At 69.3% G+C, this 19817-nt stretch carries 18 protein-coding genes; 16 read left to right on the plus strand and 2 right to left on the minus strand.

What is annotated here, in order from left to right:
- The first annotated feature begins 55 nt into the window (after window positions 1-55).
- The 12 genes from RE421_RS05060 (at window position 56) to RE421_RS05115 (ending at window position 13215) form a co-directional block, all read left to right on the plus strand.
- Window positions 56-838 (plus strand): electron transfer flavoprotein subunit beta/FixA family protein, encoded by a 783-nt coding sequence (locus RE421_RS05060; protein WP_309815327.1) that lies wholly within the window; start codon window positions 56-58, stop codon window positions 836-838.
- Window positions 839-903: 65 nt separating this feature from the next.
- Complete coding sequence (locus tag RE421_RS05065) at window positions 904-1893, plus strand: electron transfer flavoprotein subunit alpha/FixB family protein (protein ID WP_309815331.1); 990 nt, start codon at window positions 904-906, stop codon at window positions 1891-1893.
- Window positions 1894-3085: 1192 nt separating this feature from the next.
- The gene (locus RE421_RS05070) at window positions 3086-3976 is read left to right on the plus strand and encodes a cytochrome b/b6 domain-containing protein (protein WP_309815333.1); all 891 of its coding nucleotides are present in this window, start codon (window positions 3086-3088) and stop codon (window positions 3974-3976) included.
- Between the two features lie 100 nt (window positions 3977-4076).
- Window positions 4077-5213, plus strand: a complete 1137-nt coding sequence (locus RE421_RS05075; protein ID WP_309815335.1) for an acyl-CoA dehydrogenase family protein — start codon at window positions 4077-4079, stop codon at window positions 5211-5213.
- 9 nt (window positions 5214-5222) lie between these two features.
- Window positions 5223-6302: an enoyl-CoA hydratase/isomerase family protein gene (locus RE421_RS05080; protein WP_309815338.1), complete on the plus strand. Its 1080-nt coding sequence runs from the start codon at window positions 5223-5225 to the stop codon at window positions 6300-6302.
- A 25-nt stretch (window positions 6303-6327) separates the two neighbouring features.
- A complete protein-coding gene (gene mmsB / locus RE421_RS05085) occupies window positions 6328-7287 on the plus strand; it encodes a 3-hydroxyisobutyrate dehydrogenase (RefSeq protein WP_309815341.1) in 960 nt (319 codons plus the stop codon).
- A gap of 37 nt (window positions 7288-7324) precedes the next feature.
- Complete coding sequence (locus RE421_RS05090; protein WP_309815344.1) at window positions 7325-8125, plus strand: enoyl-CoA hydratase; 801 nt, start codon at window positions 7325-7327, stop codon at window positions 8123-8125.
- A gap of 21 nt (window positions 8126-8146) precedes the next feature.
- On the plus strand, window positions 8147-9649 hold the full coding sequence (locus tag RE421_RS05095) for an aldehyde dehydrogenase family protein (RefSeq protein WP_309815347.1): 1503 nt from the start codon (window positions 8147-8149) through the stop codon (window positions 9647-9649).
- A 2-nt stretch (window positions 9650-9651) separates the two neighbouring features.
- Window positions 9652-10923: a CoA transferase gene (locus tag RE421_RS05100; RefSeq protein WP_309815350.1), complete on the plus strand. Its 1272-nt coding sequence runs from the start codon at window positions 9652-9654 to the stop codon at window positions 10921-10923.
- On the plus strand, window positions 10920-11783 hold the full coding sequence (locus tag RE421_RS05105) for an enoyl-CoA hydratase/isomerase family protein (RefSeq protein ID WP_309815353.1): 864 nt from the start codon (window positions 10920-10922) through the stop codon (window positions 11781-11783). Before RE421_RS05100 ends, RE421_RS05105 begins: the two co-directional genes overlap by 4 nt.
- On the plus strand, window positions 11780-12517 hold the full coding sequence (locus tag RE421_RS05110; protein ID WP_309815356.1) for a MarR family transcriptional regulator: 738 nt from the start codon (window positions 11780-11782) through the stop codon (window positions 12515-12517). The genes RE421_RS05105 and RE421_RS05110 overlap by 4 nt, the downstream gene beginning before the upstream one ends.
- 152 nt (window positions 12518-12669) lie before the next feature.
- Window positions 12670-13215 carry a CarD family transcriptional regulator gene (locus RE421_RS05115; protein ID WP_309815358.1) on the plus strand — a complete coding sequence of 182 codons (546 nt, stop codon included), beginning with the start codon at window positions 12670-12672 and terminating at the stop codon, window positions 13213-13215.
- 106 nt (window positions 13216-13321) lie between these two features.
- Here RE421_RS05115 and RE421_RS05120 read toward each other — a convergent pair whose 3' ends face one another.
- Window positions 13322-14260 carry an acyl-CoA thioesterase domain-containing protein gene (locus tag RE421_RS05120; protein ID WP_309815362.1) on the minus strand — a complete coding sequence of 313 codons (939 nt, stop codon included), beginning with the start codon at window positions 14258-14260 and terminating at the stop codon, window positions 13322-13324.
- A 275-nt stretch (window positions 14261-14535) separates the two neighbouring features.
- Here RE421_RS05120 and ectA point away from each other — a divergent pair, with 275 nt between their 5' ends.
- The 4 genes from ectA (at window position 14536) to thpD (ending at window position 18144) form a co-directional block, all read left to right on the plus strand.
- Entirely contained in the window at window positions 14536-15048 is a 513-nt protein-coding gene (gene ectA, locus RE421_RS05125) for a diaminobutyrate acetyltransferase (RefSeq protein WP_309815364.1), read from the plus strand.
- Window positions 15049-15182: 134 nt separating this feature from the next.
- Complete coding sequence (gene ectB / locus RE421_RS05130; RefSeq protein ID WP_309815367.1) at window positions 15183-16484, plus strand: diaminobutyrate--2-oxoglutarate transaminase; 1302 nt, start codon at window positions 15183-15185, stop codon at window positions 16482-16484.
- A gap of 50 nt (window positions 16485-16534) precedes the next feature.
- Window positions 16535-16978, plus strand: coding sequence for an ectoine synthase (locus RE421_RS05135; protein ID WP_309815370.1), 444 nt, complete (start codon window positions 16535-16537; stop codon window positions 16976-16978).
- Between the two features lie 254 nt (window positions 16979-17232).
- Window positions 17233-18144, plus strand: a complete 912-nt coding sequence (gene thpD, locus RE421_RS05140; protein ID WP_309815373.1) for an ectoine hydroxylase — start codon at window positions 17233-17235, stop codon at window positions 18142-18144.
- A gap of 76 nt (window positions 18145-18220) precedes the next feature.
- Here the strand turns inward: thpD and RE421_RS05145 are convergent, their stop codons facing one another.
- The gene (locus tag RE421_RS05145) at window positions 18221-19627 is read right to left on the minus strand and encodes an MFS transporter (protein ID WP_309815376.1); all 1407 of its coding nucleotides are present in this window, start codon (window positions 19625-19627) and stop codon (window positions 18221-18223) included.
- Window positions 19628-19817 lie beyond the last annotated feature (190 nt).

Consider the following 19817-nt stretch of genomic DNA (forward strand, 5'->3'; position numbering starts at 1 on the left):
GTCCTAGTATATTCAAGGTCAGATCGTGATCGTCGCCACCGTGAGGAGTGTCCCCATGAAGATTGTCGTATTGGCCAAGCAGGTTCCGGATACGTGGTCGGATCGGAAGATCGACCTGGAGTCGGGGCTGTTGGATCGTGCTGCCTCGGAGCCGGTGCCGGATGAGATCAACGAGCGGGCGTTGGAGAACGCGCTGGCGTTCAAGGACGAGCACCAGGACACCGAGATCGTGGTGGTGGCGATGGGTCCGGAGGATGCCACGAAGACGCTGCGCAAGCTGCTCTCCATGGGCGCGGACTCCGCGGTGTTGGTCTCGGATGCGGCGCTGGCTGGTTCGGACATGGTGCAGACGGCACGGGTGCTGTCCGCGGCGATCGAGAAGGTCGGCGCGGTGGACCTGGTGGTGGCGGGTAATGAGGCCACGGATGGCCGGGGCGGGATGATCCCGGCGATGGTCGCCGAGGTGTTGGGTGTGCCGGTGTTGCCGGGGCTGGATGAGATCCAGATCGCGGCGGACCGGGTCTCGGGTGAGGCCGTGGTGGATGGTGGGGCCTTGCAGGTCTCCTCGGGGTATCCGGCGGTGGTCTCGGTGACGGAGAAGACGGCCGAGCCGAGATTCCCGAACTTCAAGGGGATCATGGCGGCGAAGAAGAAGCCGCTGGAGAACTGGTCGCTGGCGGATGTGGGGATCGCCGCCGGTCCGGAGGCCGCCAGAGTGCGCTCGGTGATGGTCTCGGCCGCGGCCCGTCCGCCGAAGGAGGCCGGGCCGAAGGTCGCCGATGACGGCACCGCGGCGGCGCAGCTGGCCGAGTTCCTGGCCACGAACCGACTCATCTGAGCCCGGTACCCCCCCCTGACCTGATCTGCGAATCACACGAGACTTTTGAGCTGAAGGAAACGCACATGGCGAACGTTGGAAATGTCCTGGTCCTGATCGAGACCACTGCCCAGGGAACCCCGAAGTCCACGGCGGCGGGCCTGTTGGGAGCCGCAGCCGGCCTGGGCACCCCGGTGGCGGTGGCGGTGACCACCCCCGGCGGGGCCGGAAACCTGGCCGCTGACCTGGGGGCCTTGGGTGCAGTCCAGGTCTACCTGGCCGAGTCGGAGTCCGCGGGCACCGAATTGGGCTCGGCCGCCGTCGGTGCCCTGGCCGATGCGGTGCAGGCCTTCTCGGCACCGGTCGTGTTGCTCTCGGCCACGAATGACTCCAAGGCGGTGGCCGGGCGACTGGCGATCGTGGCCGGCGGGTCCGTGGCCAGTGATGTCGTGGGGATCGACTACGACGAGGAGGGACAGGAGGTCATCGCCTCCCATGCGGTGTTCGGTGGGGACTTCACCACCGAGTCCACCATCGAGGGCGGCCTGTTCATCGCCACCGTGCGTCCGGGCTCGGTCGAGGCCCGCGCCGAGGCCGTGGCCTCTCCGGAGGTGACGACGGCAGCGGTGTCCACGGGCACGGCGAAGGGTGCCACCATCGACTCCGCCAGTGAGGCCCCGGCCTCCACGGACCGCCCGGCGCTACGGGGAGCCAAGGCCGTGGTCTCCGGTGGTCGCGGGGTCGGATCGAAGGAGGCGTTCTCCGTGGTCGAGGACCTGGCCGATGTGCTCGGTGCGGCGGTCGGTGCTTCCCGTGCGGCAGTGGATGCCGGGTATGTGCCGCAGTCCTACCAGGTGGGCCAGACCGGAGTGACCGTGACTCCGCAGCTGTATGTGGCGTTGGGGATCTCCGGGGCGATCCAGCACCGGGCCGGGATGCAGACCTCCAAGACGATCATCGCGATCAACAAGGACGAGGATGCCCCGATCTTCGAGGTCGCGGACTTCGGGATCGTCGGCGATGTGTTCACCGTGGTCCCGCAGCTGATCGAGGAGATCGGCAAGCGCCGCAACTAATCGGTGGCAGCTCCCTGCCGGCGCCGCCCGCAGGCCGCGTCGGCCTGTGGGTGGCGCTGGCCGGGGGTGGCTTCTTCCGCCCGGACGCATCTGGCGCGCCTGATGCACTGTGATGATCCCTTCAGAAGGACTGAATAGCACCATGAGCAGCGAGCAGAACCCGGGACAGTCTCCGGCACGGCGTCGGATGGCCGGCTACACCCCGCTGGGCGCACAGCCCGAGGCGCCGGCCACCGAGCACGCCGCTCCGGCCGTGTCTGAGTCCCCGGCCACGGCCGCTGAGGCCCAGGGGCCGGAAGAGGCTGCGGCCCAGTACTCGACTCCGGCGGAGCAACCGGAGCCGGTTTCCGCGGCCCCGACGGACCAGCCGGAACAGACGCCTGCGCCATCCGCAACAGACGCCCCCGCCCGGAAGCGCCGGATGGGCGGCGCCCCGGCCCCTTTGCCGCCTACCGGCCCGCCCACGACGCCGGCCCCGGCGCCTGACGCTGCGGCTCCGGCTACTCCGGCGGCCGAGTCCTCCTCCACGGACGAGACTCCCGCAACCGACCCGGCCCTCCCGGCTGACTCCAAGCAGTCCGCTCCGGCCTCCCCCGCTCAGGCCCCGTCCACGCCGACGCGGAAGCGGCGGATGGGTAGCGCCCCGGCTCCGGCCGCAACCGCCGCGCCCGCCGCTCCGATGGGTCAGGACGCGTCGTCGGCCGGCCAGGAAACGCCGACTGCTCAGCCTGCCGCTCCTGAGCCGGCGGCATCGACCGCGCCGGCTGCTGGTGTGCCGAAGCGTCGCATGGGTGGGGCACCGGCCGCCCAGGCCAGTGCCGGGTCGGCCACTTCGTCCACGTCGTCCGCGGCTGCACCGGCCCCTCAGGTACCTGCCGCTACGGACACCGCTGCGGCAGCGGCACCGAAGAAGCGGATGGGCGGCGGCGCCCCCGCGGCCAAGACCCGCATGGGCGGCGCCCCGGCGGCTACCGGAACGGCTGCCTCATCTTCGGCGGCCGTCGCCTCAACCGGCTCCGCGTCGCCGGCCTCTGCCTCCTCCGCTGCACCCACAGCCTCCGCCTCCTCTAGCAGCGCCTCCACCTCAGGGACCGCTGCGCCGGCCGCGCAGGCTACCCGGCCGTCGTCGGGCATGGCGGGGACGCCGGGTCCGGCCGGGGCGGCGACCCCGCAGAAGCCGGGGCGCCCGTGGGTGAAACCGGCCCTGATCATCGGGTCCCTGGTGGTGCTGGCTGCCCTGGTGGTGTTGGGCGCCCGGTGGCTGCGGACCCTGGAGCCGATCCAGGAGTTCATCGCCACCTATGACGGTCATTCCACCCAGTTGGAGGCTGCCCCGGAGGGTATGCCCTGGTGGATGGGGTGGCAGCACTTCTTCAATATGTTCCTGATCGTGTTGATCATCCGTACCGGCCTGCAGGTCCGCACCGAGCGCAAGCCCCCCGGGTACTGGACGGCGAAGAAGGGCTCGTTCTTCTCCCCGAAGGGCAATACCCCGAAGAAGGTGTCCCTGTCCCAGTGGCTGCACCAGGTGCTGGACGTGCTCTGGGTCCTCAACGGGCTGATCTTCATCATCCTGCTGGTGGTGACGGGGCATTGGATGCGGATCGTGCCGACGGATTGGGACGTGTTCCCCAACATGCTCTCCGGGGCGATTCAGTACGCCTCCTTGGACTGGCCCACCGAGAACGGCTGGGTGCACTACAACGCCCTGCAGACGGTGGCCTACGGGTTCACCGTGTTCATCGCGGCCCCGCTGGCGATCCTCTCCGGCATCCGGTTCTCCACGTGGTGGCCCCAGAACGCCGAGAAGCTCAACAAGGTGTATCCGGTGGAGTGGGCCCGGGCCACCCACTTCCCGGTGATGCTCTACTTCGTGGGGTTCACGATCGTGCACGTGTTCCTGGTGTTCTTCACCGGGGCCCTGGCCAACCTGAACCACATGTACACCTCCCGGGACGTCGTGGACTGGTGGGGCCTGGTGATCTTCCTGGCCTCCCTGGTGGTCATCGCCGCGGCCTGGTTCCTGACCAAGCCCCTGTTCACCACCCCCATCGCCGCCCGAATGGGCAAAGTCAGCAAATAACACCGCCAGTACCCCCAACGGTGCCCACCCGTGACCCGGGCGGGGACCGGCTCACCCGCCATCCGCGATCCGGGACGGCGCCAGACAAAGGACTGACAGCATGCTCCGCATCACCGAAGACCAGCAGGCACTCGTGGACGCCGTCCGCGACTTCGCCACTGAGCGCATCGCCCCGCACGCCCTCGACTGGGACGAACGGAAGCACTTCCCGGTCGATGTCCTGGCCGAGGCGGGCGAACTCGGCCTCGGAGCCATCTACGTGAGTGAGGAGCATGGCGGCGCCGGGCTGGAACGCAAGGATGCCGTCCTGATCTTCGAGGAACTGGCGAAGGCGGACCCTGCCTTGGCCGCCTACATCTCCATCCACAACATGGTGGTGTGGATGATCGACACCTTCGGCACCGGGGAGCAACGCGCCCGCTGGATCCCCGACCTGGTCGGCATGGAACACCTCGGCAGCTACTGCCTGACCGAGCCGGGTGCAGGTTCCGACGCCGCAGCACTGAGCACCCGGGCCGTCCGGGACGGCGAGGAGTACGTCCTCAACGGCGTCAAGCAGTTCATCTCCGGGGCGGGGGCCTCGGAGTTCTACGTGGTGATGTGCCGGACGGCGGACACCGGAGCCAAGGGCATCTCCACGCTGGTGGTGCACCGGGACACTCCCGGGCTGTCCTTCGGCCCGAACGAGAAGAAGATGGGCTGGAACACCCAGCCCACGCGGCAGGTGATCTTCGAGGACGCCCGGGTGCCGGTGGCGAATCGCCTCGGCGCGGAGGGCGACGGCTTCCACATCGCCATGAAGGGCCTCAACGGGGGACGCATCAACATCGGCGCCTGCTCCCTCGGCGGCGGCCAGGCGGCGCTGGAGAAGGCCGCCGCCTACCTCAAGGAACGCACCGCCTTCGGCGCCCCGCTGACCACCAAGCAGTCACTGGTCTTCGACCTTGCCGAGACGGACATGAACCTGGAGGCTGCCCGCACCCTGCTGATGCGCGCCGCGGACGCCCTCGACCGGAAGGACCCGGACACGGTCCGGCTGTGCGCCATGGCCAAGAAGGTGGCCACCGATGCCGGCTTCGAGGCCGCGAACACCTCCCTACAGCTCCACGGGGGCTACGGCTACCTGCACGAGTACGGGGTGGAGAAGATCGTCCGGGACCTGCGGGTCCACCAGATCCTCGAGGGATCCAACGAGATCATGCGGCTGATCGTCGGCCGCATGCTGGTCGAGAGCTGAGAGGAACCCATGACCAACGATGTGACCACGAACGCCACCACGAGCGCCGCCGAACCCGAGGTCATCGTCCGCCGCGCAGGTCGCCTCGGGCACCTCATCCTCAACCGCCCCCAGGCGCTGAACTCGCTGACCCATGGCATGGTCCAGACCATCCGGAACACCCTGGAGCAGTGGCGCGACAACGACGGTGTCGCCACCGTCCTGGTCTCAGGCGCCGGGGAGAAGGGGCTGTGCGCCGGCGGAGACGTCGTCTCCCTCTACCGGGCCGCCGTGGACGGCCGTCCGGAGGCCGGCGACGCCTTCTTCGCGGACGAATACGCCATGAACGCGCTGATCGCGGACTACCCCAAGCCCTACGTGGCCTTCATGGACGGCATCGTGCTGGGCGGCGGCGTCGGGATCTCCGCTCACGGCAACCAGCGCATCGTCACCGAGCGGACCCGGTTGGGCATGCCGGAGAGCGGCATCGGTTTCTTTCCCGACGTCGGCGGGGCCTGGCTGCTCTCCCGCGCCCCGTCCGGCTTCGGTCACCACATGGGCCTGACGTCCGCGCACGTGACCGGCGCCGACGCGCTGGCCCTCGGCTTCGCCGACCACTACGTGGAGTCCTCCCGGCTCGGGCAGCTGGCCACCGCCCTGGAGACCACCGGTGCGGAGGAGGCCATCGCCGCCGTCGCCGCCACGGGTGCCGCGGTGCCGGAATCCTCCCTGATGCAGCAGCGGGAATGGGTCGAGTCCGCCTACGCGCAGGACACGGCGGAGGAGATCGTCGCCGCCCTCCAATCCCACGGCGATCCCGCCGCGGCCGAGGCGGCCACCGCCATCCTGGCCAAGTCGCCGACCTCCGTGAAGATCACCCTGGAACTCATTCGCCGGGCCACCCAGCTGTCCACCGTGCGCGAGGTGCTGGACCAGGACGCCACGGTGGCCCACCACCTGCTCCGCGGTCATGACATGCGCGAGGGCATCCGCGCCCAGCTCGTGGACAAGGACCGCAAGCCGCAGTGGAACCCGCCGACCCTCGAGGACGTCCCGGCCGCCGTCGTCTCCTCAGCCTTTGACCCGGTGGCCTCGCAGGCCCGGAACTGACCATCCCACTCCAGGAGAACCTGACATGACCGAGAACACCGCAGCCACCGTCGCCTTCATCGGCCTGGGCAACATGGGCGGGCCCATGGCCGCCAACCTCGTGCAGGCCGGCTACACCGTCCACGGATTCGACCTCGTCCCGGACGCCCTCGAGCGGGCGCGTGCGGCCGGCGTCGTGATCGCAGACTCCGGGGCCGAAGCCGTCCGGACCGCTGCCAAGGAGGGGTCGGGGCTCGTCATCACCATGCTGCCGGCCGGCCGGCACGTGGTGGGCGCCCTACGGGGCTCCGAGGGCTCGGACGGCAAGGACCCGGTCGAGGGACTGCTCACCGCGGCGGCCCCCGACACCCTGTTCATGGACTGCTCCACCATCGCAGTGGAGGATTCCGTGGCGGTCCGGGAGCTCATCGCGGAGGCAGGACACCGGGTGCTGGACGCGCCGGTCTCCGGCGGCACGGTCGGGGCCGAGGCGGGCACGCTGGCGATGATGGTCGGAGGCGCCGCCGAGGACGTCGCCGAGGCCATGCCCGTGCTCGAGGTGGTCGGCCAGCGCATCGTGCACTGCGGCCCCGCCGGCAACGGCTTGGCCGCCAAGGTCTGCAACAACATGATCCTCGGGGCCTCCATGATCGCGGTGTCCGAAGCCTTCGTCCTGGGGGAGAAGCTGGGCCTGAGCAACGAGGCCCTGTTCGACGTGGCCTCCAACGCCACCGGCCAGTGCTGGGCGCTGACCACCAACTGCCCGGTCCCCGGGCCGGTCCCGACCTCGCCGGCCAACCGAGACTTCAAGCCCGGCTTCGCCGGTGCCCTGATGGCCAAGGACCTCGGGCTGGCCAAGAGCGCCATCGAGACCACCGGCATCGAGGGCCGCATGGGCCTGCTGGCCGAGGAGATCTACGCCGCCTTCGCCCAGGGAGAGGGCGGGAGCAAGGACTTCTCCGGGATCATCGAGCTGATCCGTGAGCAGTCCACCCGCGCCGCCTGAGACCCGCGTCCGAGACCAAAGCCGAGCAAGGAGCACCATGACCTCTGACAACAGCACCGCAGACAGCACCTACGAGACGATCCTGACCAGCACCACCGGCCGCGTTGCCACGATCACGCTAAACCGGCCGAAGGCCCTCAACGCCCTGAACCTGCAGCTCACCGAGGAACTGCTGGAGGCCGCCGAGGCCTTCGACGCGGATCCCGAGATCGGCGCGATCATCATCACCGGCTCGGAGAAGGCCTTCGCCGCCGGGGCGGACATCAAGGAGATGGCCACCCACTCCTTCGCCGATGTCTACGCCGCCGACCTCTTCGGCGCCTGGGACCGGCTGGCCGCGGTGCGCACCCCGGTCATCTCTGCCGTGGCGGGCCACGCCCTGGGCGGCGGCTGCGAGCTGGCCATGATCGCCGACATCATCATCGCGGCGGACAACGCAAAGTTCGGCCAGCCCGAGATCAAGCTCGGCATCATCCCCGGGATGGGCGGCTCCCAGCGGCTCACCCGGGCCATCGGCAAGTCCAAGGCCATGGAGATGGTGCTGACCGGGCGGACCATGGGGGCGGACGAGGCCGAGCGCTCCAGCCTGGTGGCCCGTGTGGTTCCCGTGACCGCCCTGGCCTCCGAGGCCGCCGAGCTGGCCGCTACCATCGCGGGGATGTCCAAGCCCATCGCGATGATCGCCAAGGAGTCGGTCAACCGCTCCTACGAGTCGTCCCTGAGCGAGGGCCTGCTCTACGAGCGCAGGATGAACCACGCCTGCTTCGCCACCGCAGACCAGAAGGAGGGCATGGCCGCCTTCGTGGAGAAGCGCCAGGCCACCTTCACCCACCGCTGAGATGTGAGAAAGAGGAACACCATGAGTGAGATTGTCCTGGACGAGCGAGCGGCCGGCATCCTGGCCGGCATCGAGCAGCTGCTGTGGATCGACGGGCGCGCCACCGAGGCGTCCACCGGCGAATGGCGCGAGGTGCGCAACCCGGCCCGGCGCGGAGAGGTCATCGGCCGGGTGCCGGCCGCCGGGGTGGAGGACGTCGACCGCGCGGTCTCCGCCGCGCGCCGGGCCTTCACCGAATGGCGCAGCGTGCACTTCACCCACCGGGCCCGGGCCCTGCTGGCCATCGCGGACGACGTCGAGGCCGAGGCGGAGAAGTTCGCCCAGCTCACGGCCCTGGACACCGGCAACGCCCTGAGCTCCCAGGCCCGTCCCGAGGTCAAGACCCTGGTCTCCCTGTTCCGTTACTTCGCCGGCGTGGCCGGGGAGTCCAAGGGCGTCACCCTGCCCGCGGGGGACCAGCAGCTGCAGTACACCCGCCGCGAGCCGCTCGGGGTGGTGGCCTGCATCCTGCCGTGGAACTCGCCGCTGATGATCGCCGCCTTCAAGGTCCCGGCCGCCCTGGCCGCCGGGAACACCGTGATCCTCAAAGCTGCTGATGATGCTCCGCTGACCATCCAGTACCTGGCCCAGGTCTGCCAGCGGCACGTGCCGGCCGGCGTCGTGAACTCCCTGACCGGCCGCGGCTCCGTCATCGGCAACGCGCTGTCCACCCACCCGGGCGTGGACAAGGTCTCCTTCACCGGCTCCACCGAGGTGGGGCGCGGGGTGGCCGCGCAGGCCTCCGAGCGGCTGGCGCACCTGTCCCTGGAGCTGGGCGGCAAGAACCCGTCCATCGTGTTCCCGGACGCGGTCGAGGACGAGGGGATCCTGGACGGGCTGATGCTGTCCTCGCGCTTCGCCCGGCAGGGCCAGTCCTGCACCGCCGGCTCCCGGTTGTTCCTGCATGAGGACATCTATGACGAAATGCTGGAGAAGCTGGCCGCGCGGCTGGGGGCGATGGTCGTCGGCGACCCGCTGGATGAGGCCACGGACATGGGCGCGGTCATCAACCAGTCCCAGTTCGACCAGATCTCTGACTTCCTCGAGGACGGCCGGAACCACCCGGACCTGACCACGGTCCTCGGTGGCTCCGCGCCCACCGAGGGACCGCTGACCGAGGGCTTCTACCACGTGCCGACCATCTTCGGCGGGGCCCGGAACGACTTCCGGCTGGCCCAGGAGGAGATCTTCGGCCCCGTGCTGGTGGCCATCAAGTGGAAGGACGTGGACGAGGTCATCCGGATGGCCAACGACTCCCACTACGGACTGGCCGCCTACGTCTGGACCCACGACCTGGACCACGCGCTGAACACCGCGCACCGGATCGAGTCCGGTTGGGTGCAGGTCAACCAGGGCGGCGGACAGGTGGTGGGCCAGTCCTACGGCGGGTACAAGCAGTCTGGCATGGGTCGCGAGGCCTCCCTGGAGGGCATGCTGGAGGGCTTCACCCAGATCAAGCAGGTCAACGTGAAGTTGAGGGGTTGAGCATGGCACCGGATGACACCGTGCCCGACGGCGGCGCGGCACCCGCCGCGGCCGGCGCGGGACTCCCGCTGGCCGGGTTCACCGTGATGGACCTGTCCCGGGCCCTGGCGGGGCCGTACTGCACGGCGCTGCTGGGCGACCTCGGGGCGGACATCATCAAGGTGGAGTCCGCCAAGGGTGGGGACTCCACCCGCTCCTGGCCGCCGTTCGAGGACGAGCACTCGCTCTACTTCGACTCCACGAACCGGAACAAGCAGTCGATCGCGGTGGACTTCTACACCGAGGCCGGCCGTCAGCTGCTGTGGGACCTCGCGGTGTCCGCGGACGTGCTGGTGGAGAACTTCCGTCCCGGCGTGCTGGCCACTATGGGACTGGACCCGGAGGCGCTGCGTGCGGCGAACCCGGGGCTGGTCATCGCCTCGGTCTCCGGCTTCGGGACCACCGGCCCGCTGGCCCAGGCGGCCGGGTTGGACCAGGTGGCCCAGGGGATGTCCGGGCTGATGTCCGTGACGGGACCCGATGCGGACTCGCCCACCCGGGTGGGCGTGCCGGTCATGGACCTCTATGCGGGGGTCTTCACCGCTGTGGGGATCTGCGCCTCGCTGGCCGGCCGGGCCGGCAACGGCGGGCAGGGCCACGAGGTGGGGACCTCCCTGCTGGAGGCCGGACTGGCCGTCTCGGCGTTCCAGGGTCAGAACTACCTGTCCACGGGCACCGTGCCGGTGCCGCAGGGCAACAACCACCCGGTGCTCTCCCCGTACGGGGTCTTCCGGACGGCGGACATCCCGGCGATCATCGCGGTGGGCAACCAGGCCCACTGGAAGAAGTTCTGCGCGATCATCGGCGCGCCTGAGCTCGAGGAGGATCCGCGCTTCGCCCTGGGACGCGACCGCTCGGAGCACCGGGCCGAGCTGACCGAGCTGATCGAACAGCAGCTGGTGCGCCGGCCCGGGCTGGAATGGATCGAGGAGTTCCGCGCCGCGGGGATCCCCACCGGCCCGATCTACACCTACGCCCAGGCCTTCGAGGACCCCCAGGTGCAGGCCTTGGACATGGTGCAGACCGTCCAGCGGCTGGACGGCTCGGCGCTACCGCTGCTGCGTGGTCCGCTGAGCATCGACGGCACCGCGACGGGCGTGCGCAAGGCGCCGCCGGCCCTGGGCGAGGACACCCGGACCGTGCTCGAGGGGCTCGGGCTGGACGAGGCCCAGATCGCCGGACTCGTCGCGGCGGGCATCGTGCAGGAGCACGGTCGGGAGGAGTCGCGGTCATGAGTACGACCACCGCCACCGGCGGATCGGTTCAGGTCTCCCAGCAGGGGCCGATCGCCACCCTGACCCTGTCCAACCCCGGGCGGCGCAACACCATGACGGAGGCCATGTGGCGGGCCCTGGAGCCGGCCTGCGCCGAACTGGCCGATGACGGATCGGTGCGGGCCGTCGTCGTCCGCGGGGCCGGGACGGACTTCTCCGCCGGGGCCGATATCTCCGATCTGCGGGCCATCCTGCGGGACGAGGAGTCCGGGCGTCACGACGGCGGCGCCGTGGCCGCCGGCGAGGCGGCCCTGGCCGGACTGCACAAGCCGACCATCGCCGCCGTCGAGGGCTACTGCCTGGGCGGTGCCTGGCAGATCGCGGCGGCCTGCGACATCCGGCTGGCCTCGTCCGACGCGACCTTCGGGATCACCCCGGCCAAGATCGGGATCGTGTACCCGACGACCGGGATCGAGCGGCTCGTGCGCATCGCCGGCCCGGCCGCCGCCAAGTACCTGCTGTTCAGCGGCGACTTCGTGGACGCCGAGCGGGCCCGCGTGCTCGGCCTGGTCCAGGCGGTCCACCCCGCCGAGGACTTCTGGGACGAGGTGGGCGCGTTCGCCCAACGGCTCGCGGCCCGGTCCCAGCTGTCCATCCAGGCCATGAAGGACATCGTGGACACCATCGACTCGGCGGGCGGCGGGGGCGGCGGCGGGGTGGAGCTGGCGCGTGCCAGTGAGCACTGGCAGCAGCTGATGGCCACCTCCGGGGACGCCGAGGCCGGGGTCGGGGCGTTCCTGGCCAAGCGGGCCCCGGAGTTCAGCTGGAACGGCGGGCGGGACACCCAGCGGCGCGCCGGGGCCGGGGGACCGATCACGTGACCCCTCCACTCCAGCACGACCCCGTCGCGCAGGCCCACCAGAACTGGGCGGGCCACGGGTGGGGCGAGTCCGCCGACGCCATGGCCGCGGTGACCTCACTGTTCCGTGCGCAACAGATCCTCATGGCCCGGATCGACGCCGTGTTGCGGCCCCTGGACCTGACGTTCGCCCGCTTCGAGATGCTGACCCTGCTGGGGTTCTCCCGGACCGGGGCGATGCCGCTGGCCAAGGCCTCGAGCAGGCTCCAGGTCCATCCCACGTCGGTCACCAATACCGTGGAACGCCTCGGGCAGGCCGGGCTCGTGGAGCGGAGGCCGCACCCCACGGACGGTCGGGCCAACCTCATCGCCATCACGCCGCAGGGCCGCGACCTGGCCCTGCAGGCCGCCCGGGAGCTCAACCGTGAGGTCTTCTCGGACCTCGGGTTGCCCGCGGGCGGGCTGACGGACCTCAACCGCATCCTCGGAGCCCTGCGTTTCTCCGCCGGGGACTTCTCCGAACCGAGCCCGTTGATGGGCGGCACGGGTGGTGGCCCTGCCGGTGCCGATGATGCCGATGGCGGCCCCGAGCCGGGGGCCCCCGATGTTGAGAGCCCGGGCAGCGGCGGCATCGGGGAGGCCCCGGGCGGCGGGGAGGCACCGCCTCCTGGCCCGGCCGAGGCGGCGGGCCCGGCGACGGCCCGGGCCGCGGCAGAAGTGGTCCGGCCCAAGCGGCGCAGGCTGCCGAGAGCATAGGGCATCGCTCCGTCCGACGGGCTCAAGGACACGCCGCCGATTTGTTTTTTGAAACAGATAATGAGAAAATGAATTGGTCAATTTCCCGGTGGCGCGCCTCGTCCTGCCCCGGTGACATCTCGTTGTGAGCAACAGGAAGGTGCATCCCACCCATGCGTCTGGTTCCCGGTCAGTTCGTTGTCCATCCCCACCACGGCCCCGCGGTGGTCCTCGACCGCCAGGTCCGGCAACTGAAGGGCAAGGACGTCGCGTACGTGGAGCTGGACATCCAGGACAAGGGCCTGCGCATCTCCGTCCCCGAGTCGATGGTCAAGGACATCGGCGTGCGGGACGTCAGCAGCCACACCCAGGTCCGCAAGCTGATGTCCCTGCTGGCGAAGCCCAGCGAGCACGTGGAGGAGCAGTGGTCCCGCCGCCTGAAGGCCTTCCAGGAGAAGCTCGCCACCGGCGACCTGCCCCGCGTGGCGGAGGTGGTCCGGGACCTGCACCGCCGGCAGGCGGAGAAGGAGCTCTCCATGGCCGAGCGCACCCTCTACCGGGATGCCGCGGAGGTGCTGGCCGCCGAGGTGGCCATCGTCCTGGACATCTCCGTGGTCGAGGCCGAGGACGTCATGGTCCAGGCCGTGGACGGAGTCCCGCTGAAGGACCTCGGCCTGGACCGCGGCAAGGACGGCAAGCGGGACCGTCAGGCCGCCTGACCCCCCGGTAGATCCAGCGGTCAGAAGAGGCCCGTTTCGCGCTCCGATGGGGCGTGAAGCGGGCCTTCTTTGACCTGCAGTTGAGTGGGTCCTCCCGTTTGATGGTTCAGGGGGCGGCGCGGAAGGCCGCCGTGGCCTGCACGAAGGGCTTGGAAGCGGCGGCGGGACCGTGGTCTCCGGACAGCAGCTCGACCTCGACGATCCGCAGGGCGCGACCGGCGTGCCGGACGCGAGTCCTGGTGGCGATCGCCCCGGAGGCGGGACGCAGGAAGCGGACCTGCAGGGACTGCAGGTCATAGCCCGCCCGATCGGGCATGGCCTGTTGCGCCGCGAGTCCGGCCATCATGCTCAGCGCCCCGCCGTGCGTGGCGCCATGGGGGTTCCTCAGGGAGTCGTCGGCCGTGAAGGCCACCCCCGGCAGGAAGTTCTCCGTCACGGTGGGCCTGCCGCCGTCCCGGCGCGGACTCGCCCCGTGGAGGCCGAGCAGCGTGGACAGCGGCGCCTCGGTCTCGGGCCCCAGGGGCAGCGCTGCCTGGCGCTCATAGTGCTCCAGGGCCTGTTCGCTGTTCTTCTCCACGGCGTGGAACCATCCCGTGGCGTGGGCGTACTCCGTCCCGTCGGCTCCCAGCAGGGTTCCCCGAGCCACGCCGCCCCGGGCGTCCACGGCGGAGGCCCGGGTCCAGGCCTCCAGCTCGGCGCCGTCGGCCGGGTAGGGGCCGGTGACGTTCAGTTGCAGCTCGGTGGTCACGAGCCAGTCGAGGTCCGGCGCGGCGGCGTGCACGGCCTTGGCCAGGGTGTTGTCCAGGAGGACGGCGGCCGACAGGGCGGTGGGGCGCCCGTCGGCGTCATATGACCACGGTCCGGTCGTCAGGGACCCGGCCGGTGCCGGGGCCGCCCCGGACTCCACGCCGTGGATCCGTACGCGCATCAGCCGTTCCGTGCGGCCGAGCGGCGAGATACCCTTCCTGCCAGAGGGTGCCGGTCTCGGGTCCTGCGCAGGGGACCGCTGGGTGGCCTCAGCGGCGTCGGTCGTCGAGTGGGTCATCTCAGCAACCTAGCGCAGTGGCGAACGCCGGTGGTGAGGAGGCGCATCGTGTGACCCTGCCCATAGCAGGCCGACGGCCATCCCGCAAAAGTAACAGAATGATAAAGATCTCGGACACCTCCTCCGTGCCTCGACAATTTGCCCGGGCAACCGCGTCAGCTCTGGGAAGCGGCGGCGTGCCGATGCCCGGATGCGGCCCGGTAGAAGGGCCTGAAACCCCGGTATTCCGCAGAAGTGGGGTTGAAATCAGATCTCATCTCGTTAGGTTGGAGGGGATGGCAGATGATGCAGACACACCACTGACCAACCGACCGACAGCCCCCGTACTCCGCCCTCCGACGATCGAGGACGGTGCCGCGTTGTGGCAGATGACGAAGGACTCGAAGGTCCTGGACGTCAACTCCTCCTACTACTACCTGTTGTGGTGCAGGGACTTCGCCGACACCTCGGTGATAGCCGAGATCGACGGCCGCCCGGCCGGCTTCGTCACCGGATACCTCCGGCCCGACGCCCCCACGACGCTGATGGTGTGGCAGGTGGCCGTCACGGAGGCTGCCCGCGGATACGGCCTGGCCTCCCGGATGCTGGACGAGCTTGCTGCGCGCACCTCTGCCCAGGCGCTGGAGACCACCATCACGGAGGACAACGCGGCCTCCCAGCGGCTGTTCGCCAGCTTTGCGGAACGCTGCGGGGCGGGTCACGAGATCACCCCGCTGATCACCGCGGAGATGTACCCGGACGGCCATGACACGGAGTTCCTGCACCGCATCGCCCCACTCGCCACCTAGGTACCCCGGCACTGGACCTCCCGCACCACTCGCGCCGGATGGCCCCAGTCCCCGCCCACTCGCCAGTCCCACCGCACCAGCTGGCCGCACGCTTCGCGCGCCGGCCGCCACCGTCCACGAAAGGGATAGACACCATGGACACGTCCGTCTTCACCACCGTTGAATCAGAGGTCCGCAGCTACAGCCGCGGGTGGCCCACCGTCTTCGTCCAGGCCAAGGGCTCCGTCCAGACCGCCGAGGACGGCAAGGAGTACCTGGACTTCTTCGCCGGCGCCGGCGCGCTGAACTACGGCCACAACCACCCGAAGGTGCAGCAGGCCGTCGCCGACTACCTCACCACCGATGCCCCCGTGCATTCGATGGACATGATGACCCCGGCCAAGCGGGAGTTCCTGGAGACCTTCCGGGACCTCATCCTCGAGCCGCGCGGCCTGGACTACAAGGTCATGTTCCCCGGGCCGACCGGCACCAACACCGTGGAGGCCGCCCTGAAGCTGGCCCGCAAGGTCACCGGCCGGCAGCACATCCTCTCCTTCACCAATGCCTTCCACGGCATGACGCTGGGTGCCCTGTCCGTCACCGGCAACTCCATGAAGCGCAAGGGCGCCGGCATCCCCCTGACCAACAGCTCCAAGATCCCCTATGACGACTACTTCGGCGGGGCCACCGAGGACTTCCTGTGGCTGGAGCGGGTCCTGGACGACTCGGGCTCCGGCGTGGACAAGCCGGCCGCCATCATCGTGGAGACCGTCCAGGGCGAGGGTGGCGTGAACGCCGCTCGGCTCGAATGGCTCAAGGCCCTGGCGGATCTGTGCAAGAAGCACGAGATTTTGATGATCGTCGACGACGTCCAGGCCGGCTGCGGCCGGACCGGCACCTTCTTCAGCTTCGAGGAGGCCGGCTTCACCCCGGACATCGTCTGCCTGTCCAAGTCCATCTCCGGCTTCGGACAGCCGATGGCGCTGACCTTGTTCCGCCCCGAGCTGGACGTGTGGGAGCCGGGCGAGCACAACGGCACCTTCCGCGGCAACAACCTCGCCTTCGTGGCGGCGACCACGTCCCTGAAGGAGTTCTGGGCGGACGACTCCTTCCAGAAGGGGCAGCTGGCGGAAAACATCGAGGTGCTCCGGGGCGGCCTCGAGCAGATCGCCGGAGCCGTGGAGGGCGCCACCGTCCGGGGCCGCGGCATGTTCGGCGGCCTGCACTTCCCGGACCTCGAGGTGGCCGGCAAGGTCGCAGCCGAGTGCTTCGCCCAGGGACTGCTGGTGGAGACCTCCGGCCCGGACGACGAGGTCCTGAAGTTCCTCGCGCCGCTGAACACCCCCAAGGAGCAGCTGCAGCGCGGCCTGGGCATCGTCGCGCAGGCGATCTCCACGGTGACCGGCACCGAGGTGACCTACCGGCCCGAGGGCGCGAAGCTCGCCGGCGCCGCCTGAGCGCCAACCACGACCCCTCCCCAGAGCTCCCCTACCGAAAGGAACCACGCATGCTGGTGACCAATCTGAACGACCTGAACGACACCGAGCGCGACATCCAGTCCGAGAACTGGCGTTCGCGCCGCATGGTGCTGGCCCGCGAGGGAGTCGGCTTCTCCTTCCATGACACGGTGATCTACGCCGGCACCACCTCCACGTTCCACTACGCGAACCACATCGAGGCCGTGTACTGCGTGCAGGGCGAGGGCACCCTGACCAACGAGGTGACCGGCGAGGTGCATGAGCTCAAGGACGGCACCATGTACATGCTGGACGGCCACGAGAAGCACACCGTGCGCGCCACCACCGAGCTGCGCATGGCCTGCGTCTTCAACCCGCCGGTCACCGGCCGCGAGACGCATGACGAGAACGGCATCTACCAGCTGGTGTTCGAGGAGGGCTCGGACCGCAAGGTGCCGAAGAAGGCCAACGTCGAGACCCAGGCCATGGCCTGATCTCAACCCCACACCCACGACGGCGGCGCGTCACCTTCTCCAAGGTGACGCGCCGCCGTCGTTCCCTCACTTTCCGGGCAGGAATCACTAGTGATTCCTGCCCTCAGAACGAGGGGGAGGTCCGGGGGCCGGTTGCGGGGATCGGAACCCCGGGCCAGAGTGGGGGGTGGGGCCGGGGCATCATAGGGCCCGAGTCCCGGCGGTGGGAATCCCGTGCGGACCCACCGTGAACCTCAAGGATAGGAAGGAGACCGATGACTGCGACGGCGACAACGCAGAACAGAATCGACGCCTACCCCACCCGGAACAATGGTGAGGTCAAGGTCATGCCCCGCGACGCCGCGGTGGTGTGGGGGAGTGCCGAGGACGGCCCGATGGACCAGGCCACCCTGGACGGCTTCGATGCCCGTGGGTACCTGTCCATCGATCGGCTGGTCAGTGACGAGGAGGTGGCCGAGTTCCACCGGGAGCTCGAGCGGCTCTCGAACGACCCGGAGGTACGGGCCGATGAGCGGTGCGTCATCGAGTCGAGCAGCCAGGAGGTCCGTTCGGTGTTCGACGTGCACCGCATCAGCCCGGTGTTCCGGCGGATCGCCAACGACCCCCGCGTGGTGGACCGCGCCCGGCAGCTACTGGGTTCGGACGTGTACGTCCATCAGTCGCGGGTGAACTTCAAGCCCGGGTTCGAGGGCAAGGAGTTCATGTGGCACTCTGACTTCGAGACGTGGCATGCCGAGGACGGTATGCCCGCCCCGCGGGCCGTGAGCATCTCGATCTCGATGACGGACAACCACTCGTACAACGGGCCGCTGATGATCATGCCCGGCTCCCACCGCCAGTACGTCTCCTGCGACGGCGCGACCCCGGAGGACAACTATCTCAAGTCCCTGGTCATGCAGGGCGCCGGGACGCCGAGCAAACAGGTCCTGACGGACTTCTACGACCGCTACGGGATCGACGTCCTCGAGGGTGAGGCCGGCGGCGCCGTGATGTTCGACAGCAACTGCATGCACGCCTCCAACGGCAACGTCACCCCGTTCCCGCGCTCGAACGTGTTCATCGTGTTCAACTCCGTGGAGAACACCATCGAGGAGCCCTTCGCCGCGGCCCGGCCGCGCCCGGAGTTCGCCGGCTCCACCGATTTCACCCCGGCCGGGCAGCGGTAGCGGCCCCACTGCCACGCCGCCCCACTGCCGCAGGTCGCTGCGGCAGTGGGGTGGCGTGGCGTTTCCGGCGGGGTCCCTAGCGGGAGCTGTCGGTACGGATCGCCTTCTCGATCAGGGCCGCATCCTCGGGATGCTCGGCGAGGTGCTGCTCATGGGCCTCGTCGACGTGCAGGTCGGATCCCTCCACGGACTTCGGCACCATGGACACGGCGATGAAGGAGACGATGGCCAGGGCGGCGATGTACAAGCCGATCGTCCAACTGGCACCCGTCTGGTTGAGCAGCAGCTGGGCGATCATCGGGGCGAAGGCGCCACCGATGATGGAACCGAAGGCATAGCCGATGGACACCCCCGAGTAACGCACGTTCGCCGGGAACATCTCCGCGTAGAGCGCGGACTGCGGTCCGTAGGACGGCCCCAGGCCCATGGTCAGGATGACGATCGCGAGGGCAAACAGGGGCAGTGAGGCGGTGTCCAGAAGGAACCACATGGGGATCGCCCACAGGATGATGATGCCGTACCCGATCTGGAAGGTGCGAATCTTGCCGATCTTGTCCCCGAGCCAACCGCCGTACATGGTGAACACCAACCACCCGAGGCCGCCGATGAAGCTGGCTGTGAGGGTCGCCTCCCGGGGCATGCCGAGCACGTTGGACCCGTAGGAGGCGAAGAAGGCGATCACCAGGTAGCCCGCGGCATTGTTGGCGGCGAAGATCAGGGCAGCGAGAATGACACCCTTCTTGTGCGACTTCATCAGCACGCCCAGGGGAGCGGAGGACTCCTTCTTGCGCAGCTGCATCTCCTTGAACACCGGGGACTCGTCCACAGCCTTGCGGATGATGTAGCCGACGACGATCAGCACCACGGAGGACAGGAACGGGATGCGCCAACCCCACTCGAGGAAGGCCTCAGGGCTCATCGAGCTGGTCAGGGCCCACATGAAAGCGGTGGCCAGCAGCATCCCCAGCGGGACTCCGATCTGCGGGTAGGAGCCGAAGGCGCTGCGCTTGTTCGTCGGCGCGTGTTCCACAGCCATCAGGGCGGCGCCGCCCCACTCACCTCCCGCCGAGAAGCCCTGGATGATGCGCAGGAGCATGAGCAGGATCGGCGCCCAGAGGCCGATCTGGGCGTAGGTGGGCAGCACGCCGATGAGGGCCGTGGCACCGCCCATGCCGATCAGGGTGATGACTAGGACCAGCTTGCGGCCGTGTTTGTCACCGAGGTGCCCGGCCACGATGGCGCCGAGGGGGCGGAACAGGAAACTGATGCCGAGGGTGGCCCAGGAGATGACCTGGGCCAGTCCGGGATTGTCGGCCGAGACCGGCGCAAAGAACAGGGGTGCCAGGACGAAGGCGGCGGCCTGGGCGTAGATGAAGAAGTCGTACCACTCGATGGTGGTGCCGACGAGGGTGCCGGCGAGGACCTTGCGCTCTTCGGCGCTGCGCCGAGGGCGGGGCGCCGCTGCGGCGTGTGGATCTGCCATGGTGAGCTCCAGGGGACGGGGGTGCGGACGACGGTGTTGATTAGTGACCGACCGTTCGGTCACCGGATGATCATAATCCACGGCTGTGAGTCACGCCACAGGCCTCGTCCATGGTTGACCCAGCCGCTCGGGAGTGCGAATCTTTTAGTGAACGATTGGTCGGTAATTGCGGACCGTGTCCTCCACTGAA

Source organism: Citricoccus sp. I39-566, from assembly GCF_031432995.1.
Lineage (GTDB): Bacteria > Actinomycetota > Actinomycetes > Actinomycetales > Micrococcaceae > Citricoccus > Citricoccus nitrophenolicus_A.

Bases quoted from the DNA above. Each gene is read 5' to 3' on its own strand.
- RE421_RS05095 (WP_309815347.1), top strand. From the start codon at position 8,147: ATGAGTGAGATTGTCCTGGACGAGCGAGCGGCCGGCATCCTGGCCGGC.
- mmsB (WP_309815341.1), top strand. From the start codon at position 6,328: ATGACCGAGAACACCGCAGCCACCGTCGCCTTCATCGGCCTGGGCAAC.
- thpD (WP_309815373.1), top strand. From the start codon at position 17,233: ATGACTGCGACGGCGACAACGCAGAACAGAATCGACGCCTACCCCACC.
- RE421_RS05090 (WP_309815344.1), top strand. From the start codon at position 7,325: ATGACCTCTGACAACAGCACCGCAGACAGCACCTACGAGACGATCCTG.
- RE421_RS05100 (WP_309815350.1), top strand. From the start codon at position 9,652: ATGGCACCGGATGACACCGTGCCCGACGGCGGCGCGGCACCCGCCGCG.
- RE421_RS05060 (WP_309815327.1), top strand. From the start codon at position 56: ATGAAGATTGTCGTATTGGCCAAGCAGGTTCCGGATACGTGGTCGGAT.
- ectA (WP_309815364.1), top strand. From the start codon at position 14,536: ATGGCAGATGATGCAGACACACCACTGACCAACCGACCGACAGCCCCC.
- RE421_RS05080 (WP_309815338.1), top strand. From the start codon at position 5,223: ATGACCAACGATGTGACCACGAACGCCACCACGAGCGCCGCCGAACCC.
- RE421_RS05120 (WP_309815362.1), bottom strand. From the start codon at position 14,260: ATGACCCACTCGACGACCGACGCCGCTGAGGCCACCCAGCGGTCCCCT.
- RE421_RS05105 (WP_309815353.1), top strand. From the start codon at position 10,920: ATGAGTACGACCACCGCCACCGGCGGATCGGTTCAGGTCTCCCAGCAG.
- ectB (WP_309815367.1), top strand. From the start codon at position 15,183: ATGGACACGTCCGTCTTCACCACCGTTGAATCAGAGGTCCGCAGCTAC.
- RE421_RS05135 (WP_309815370.1), top strand. From the start codon at position 16,535: ATGCTGGTGACCAATCTGAACGACCTGAACGACACCGAGCGCGACATC.
- RE421_RS05115 (WP_309815358.1), top strand. From the start codon at position 12,670: ATGCGTCTGGTTCCCGGTCAGTTCGTTGTCCATCCCCACCACGGCCCC.
- RE421_RS05065 (WP_309815331.1), top strand. From the start codon at position 904: ATGGCGAACGTTGGAAATGTCCTGGTCCTGATCGAGACCACTGCCCAG.
- RE421_RS05145 (WP_309815376.1), bottom strand. From the start codon at position 19,627: ATGGCAGATCCACACGCCGCAGCGGCGCCCCGCCCTCGGCGCAGCGCC.
- RE421_RS05075 (WP_309815335.1), top strand. From the start codon at position 4,077: ATGCTCCGCATCACCGAAGACCAGCAGGCACTCGTGGACGCCGTCCGC.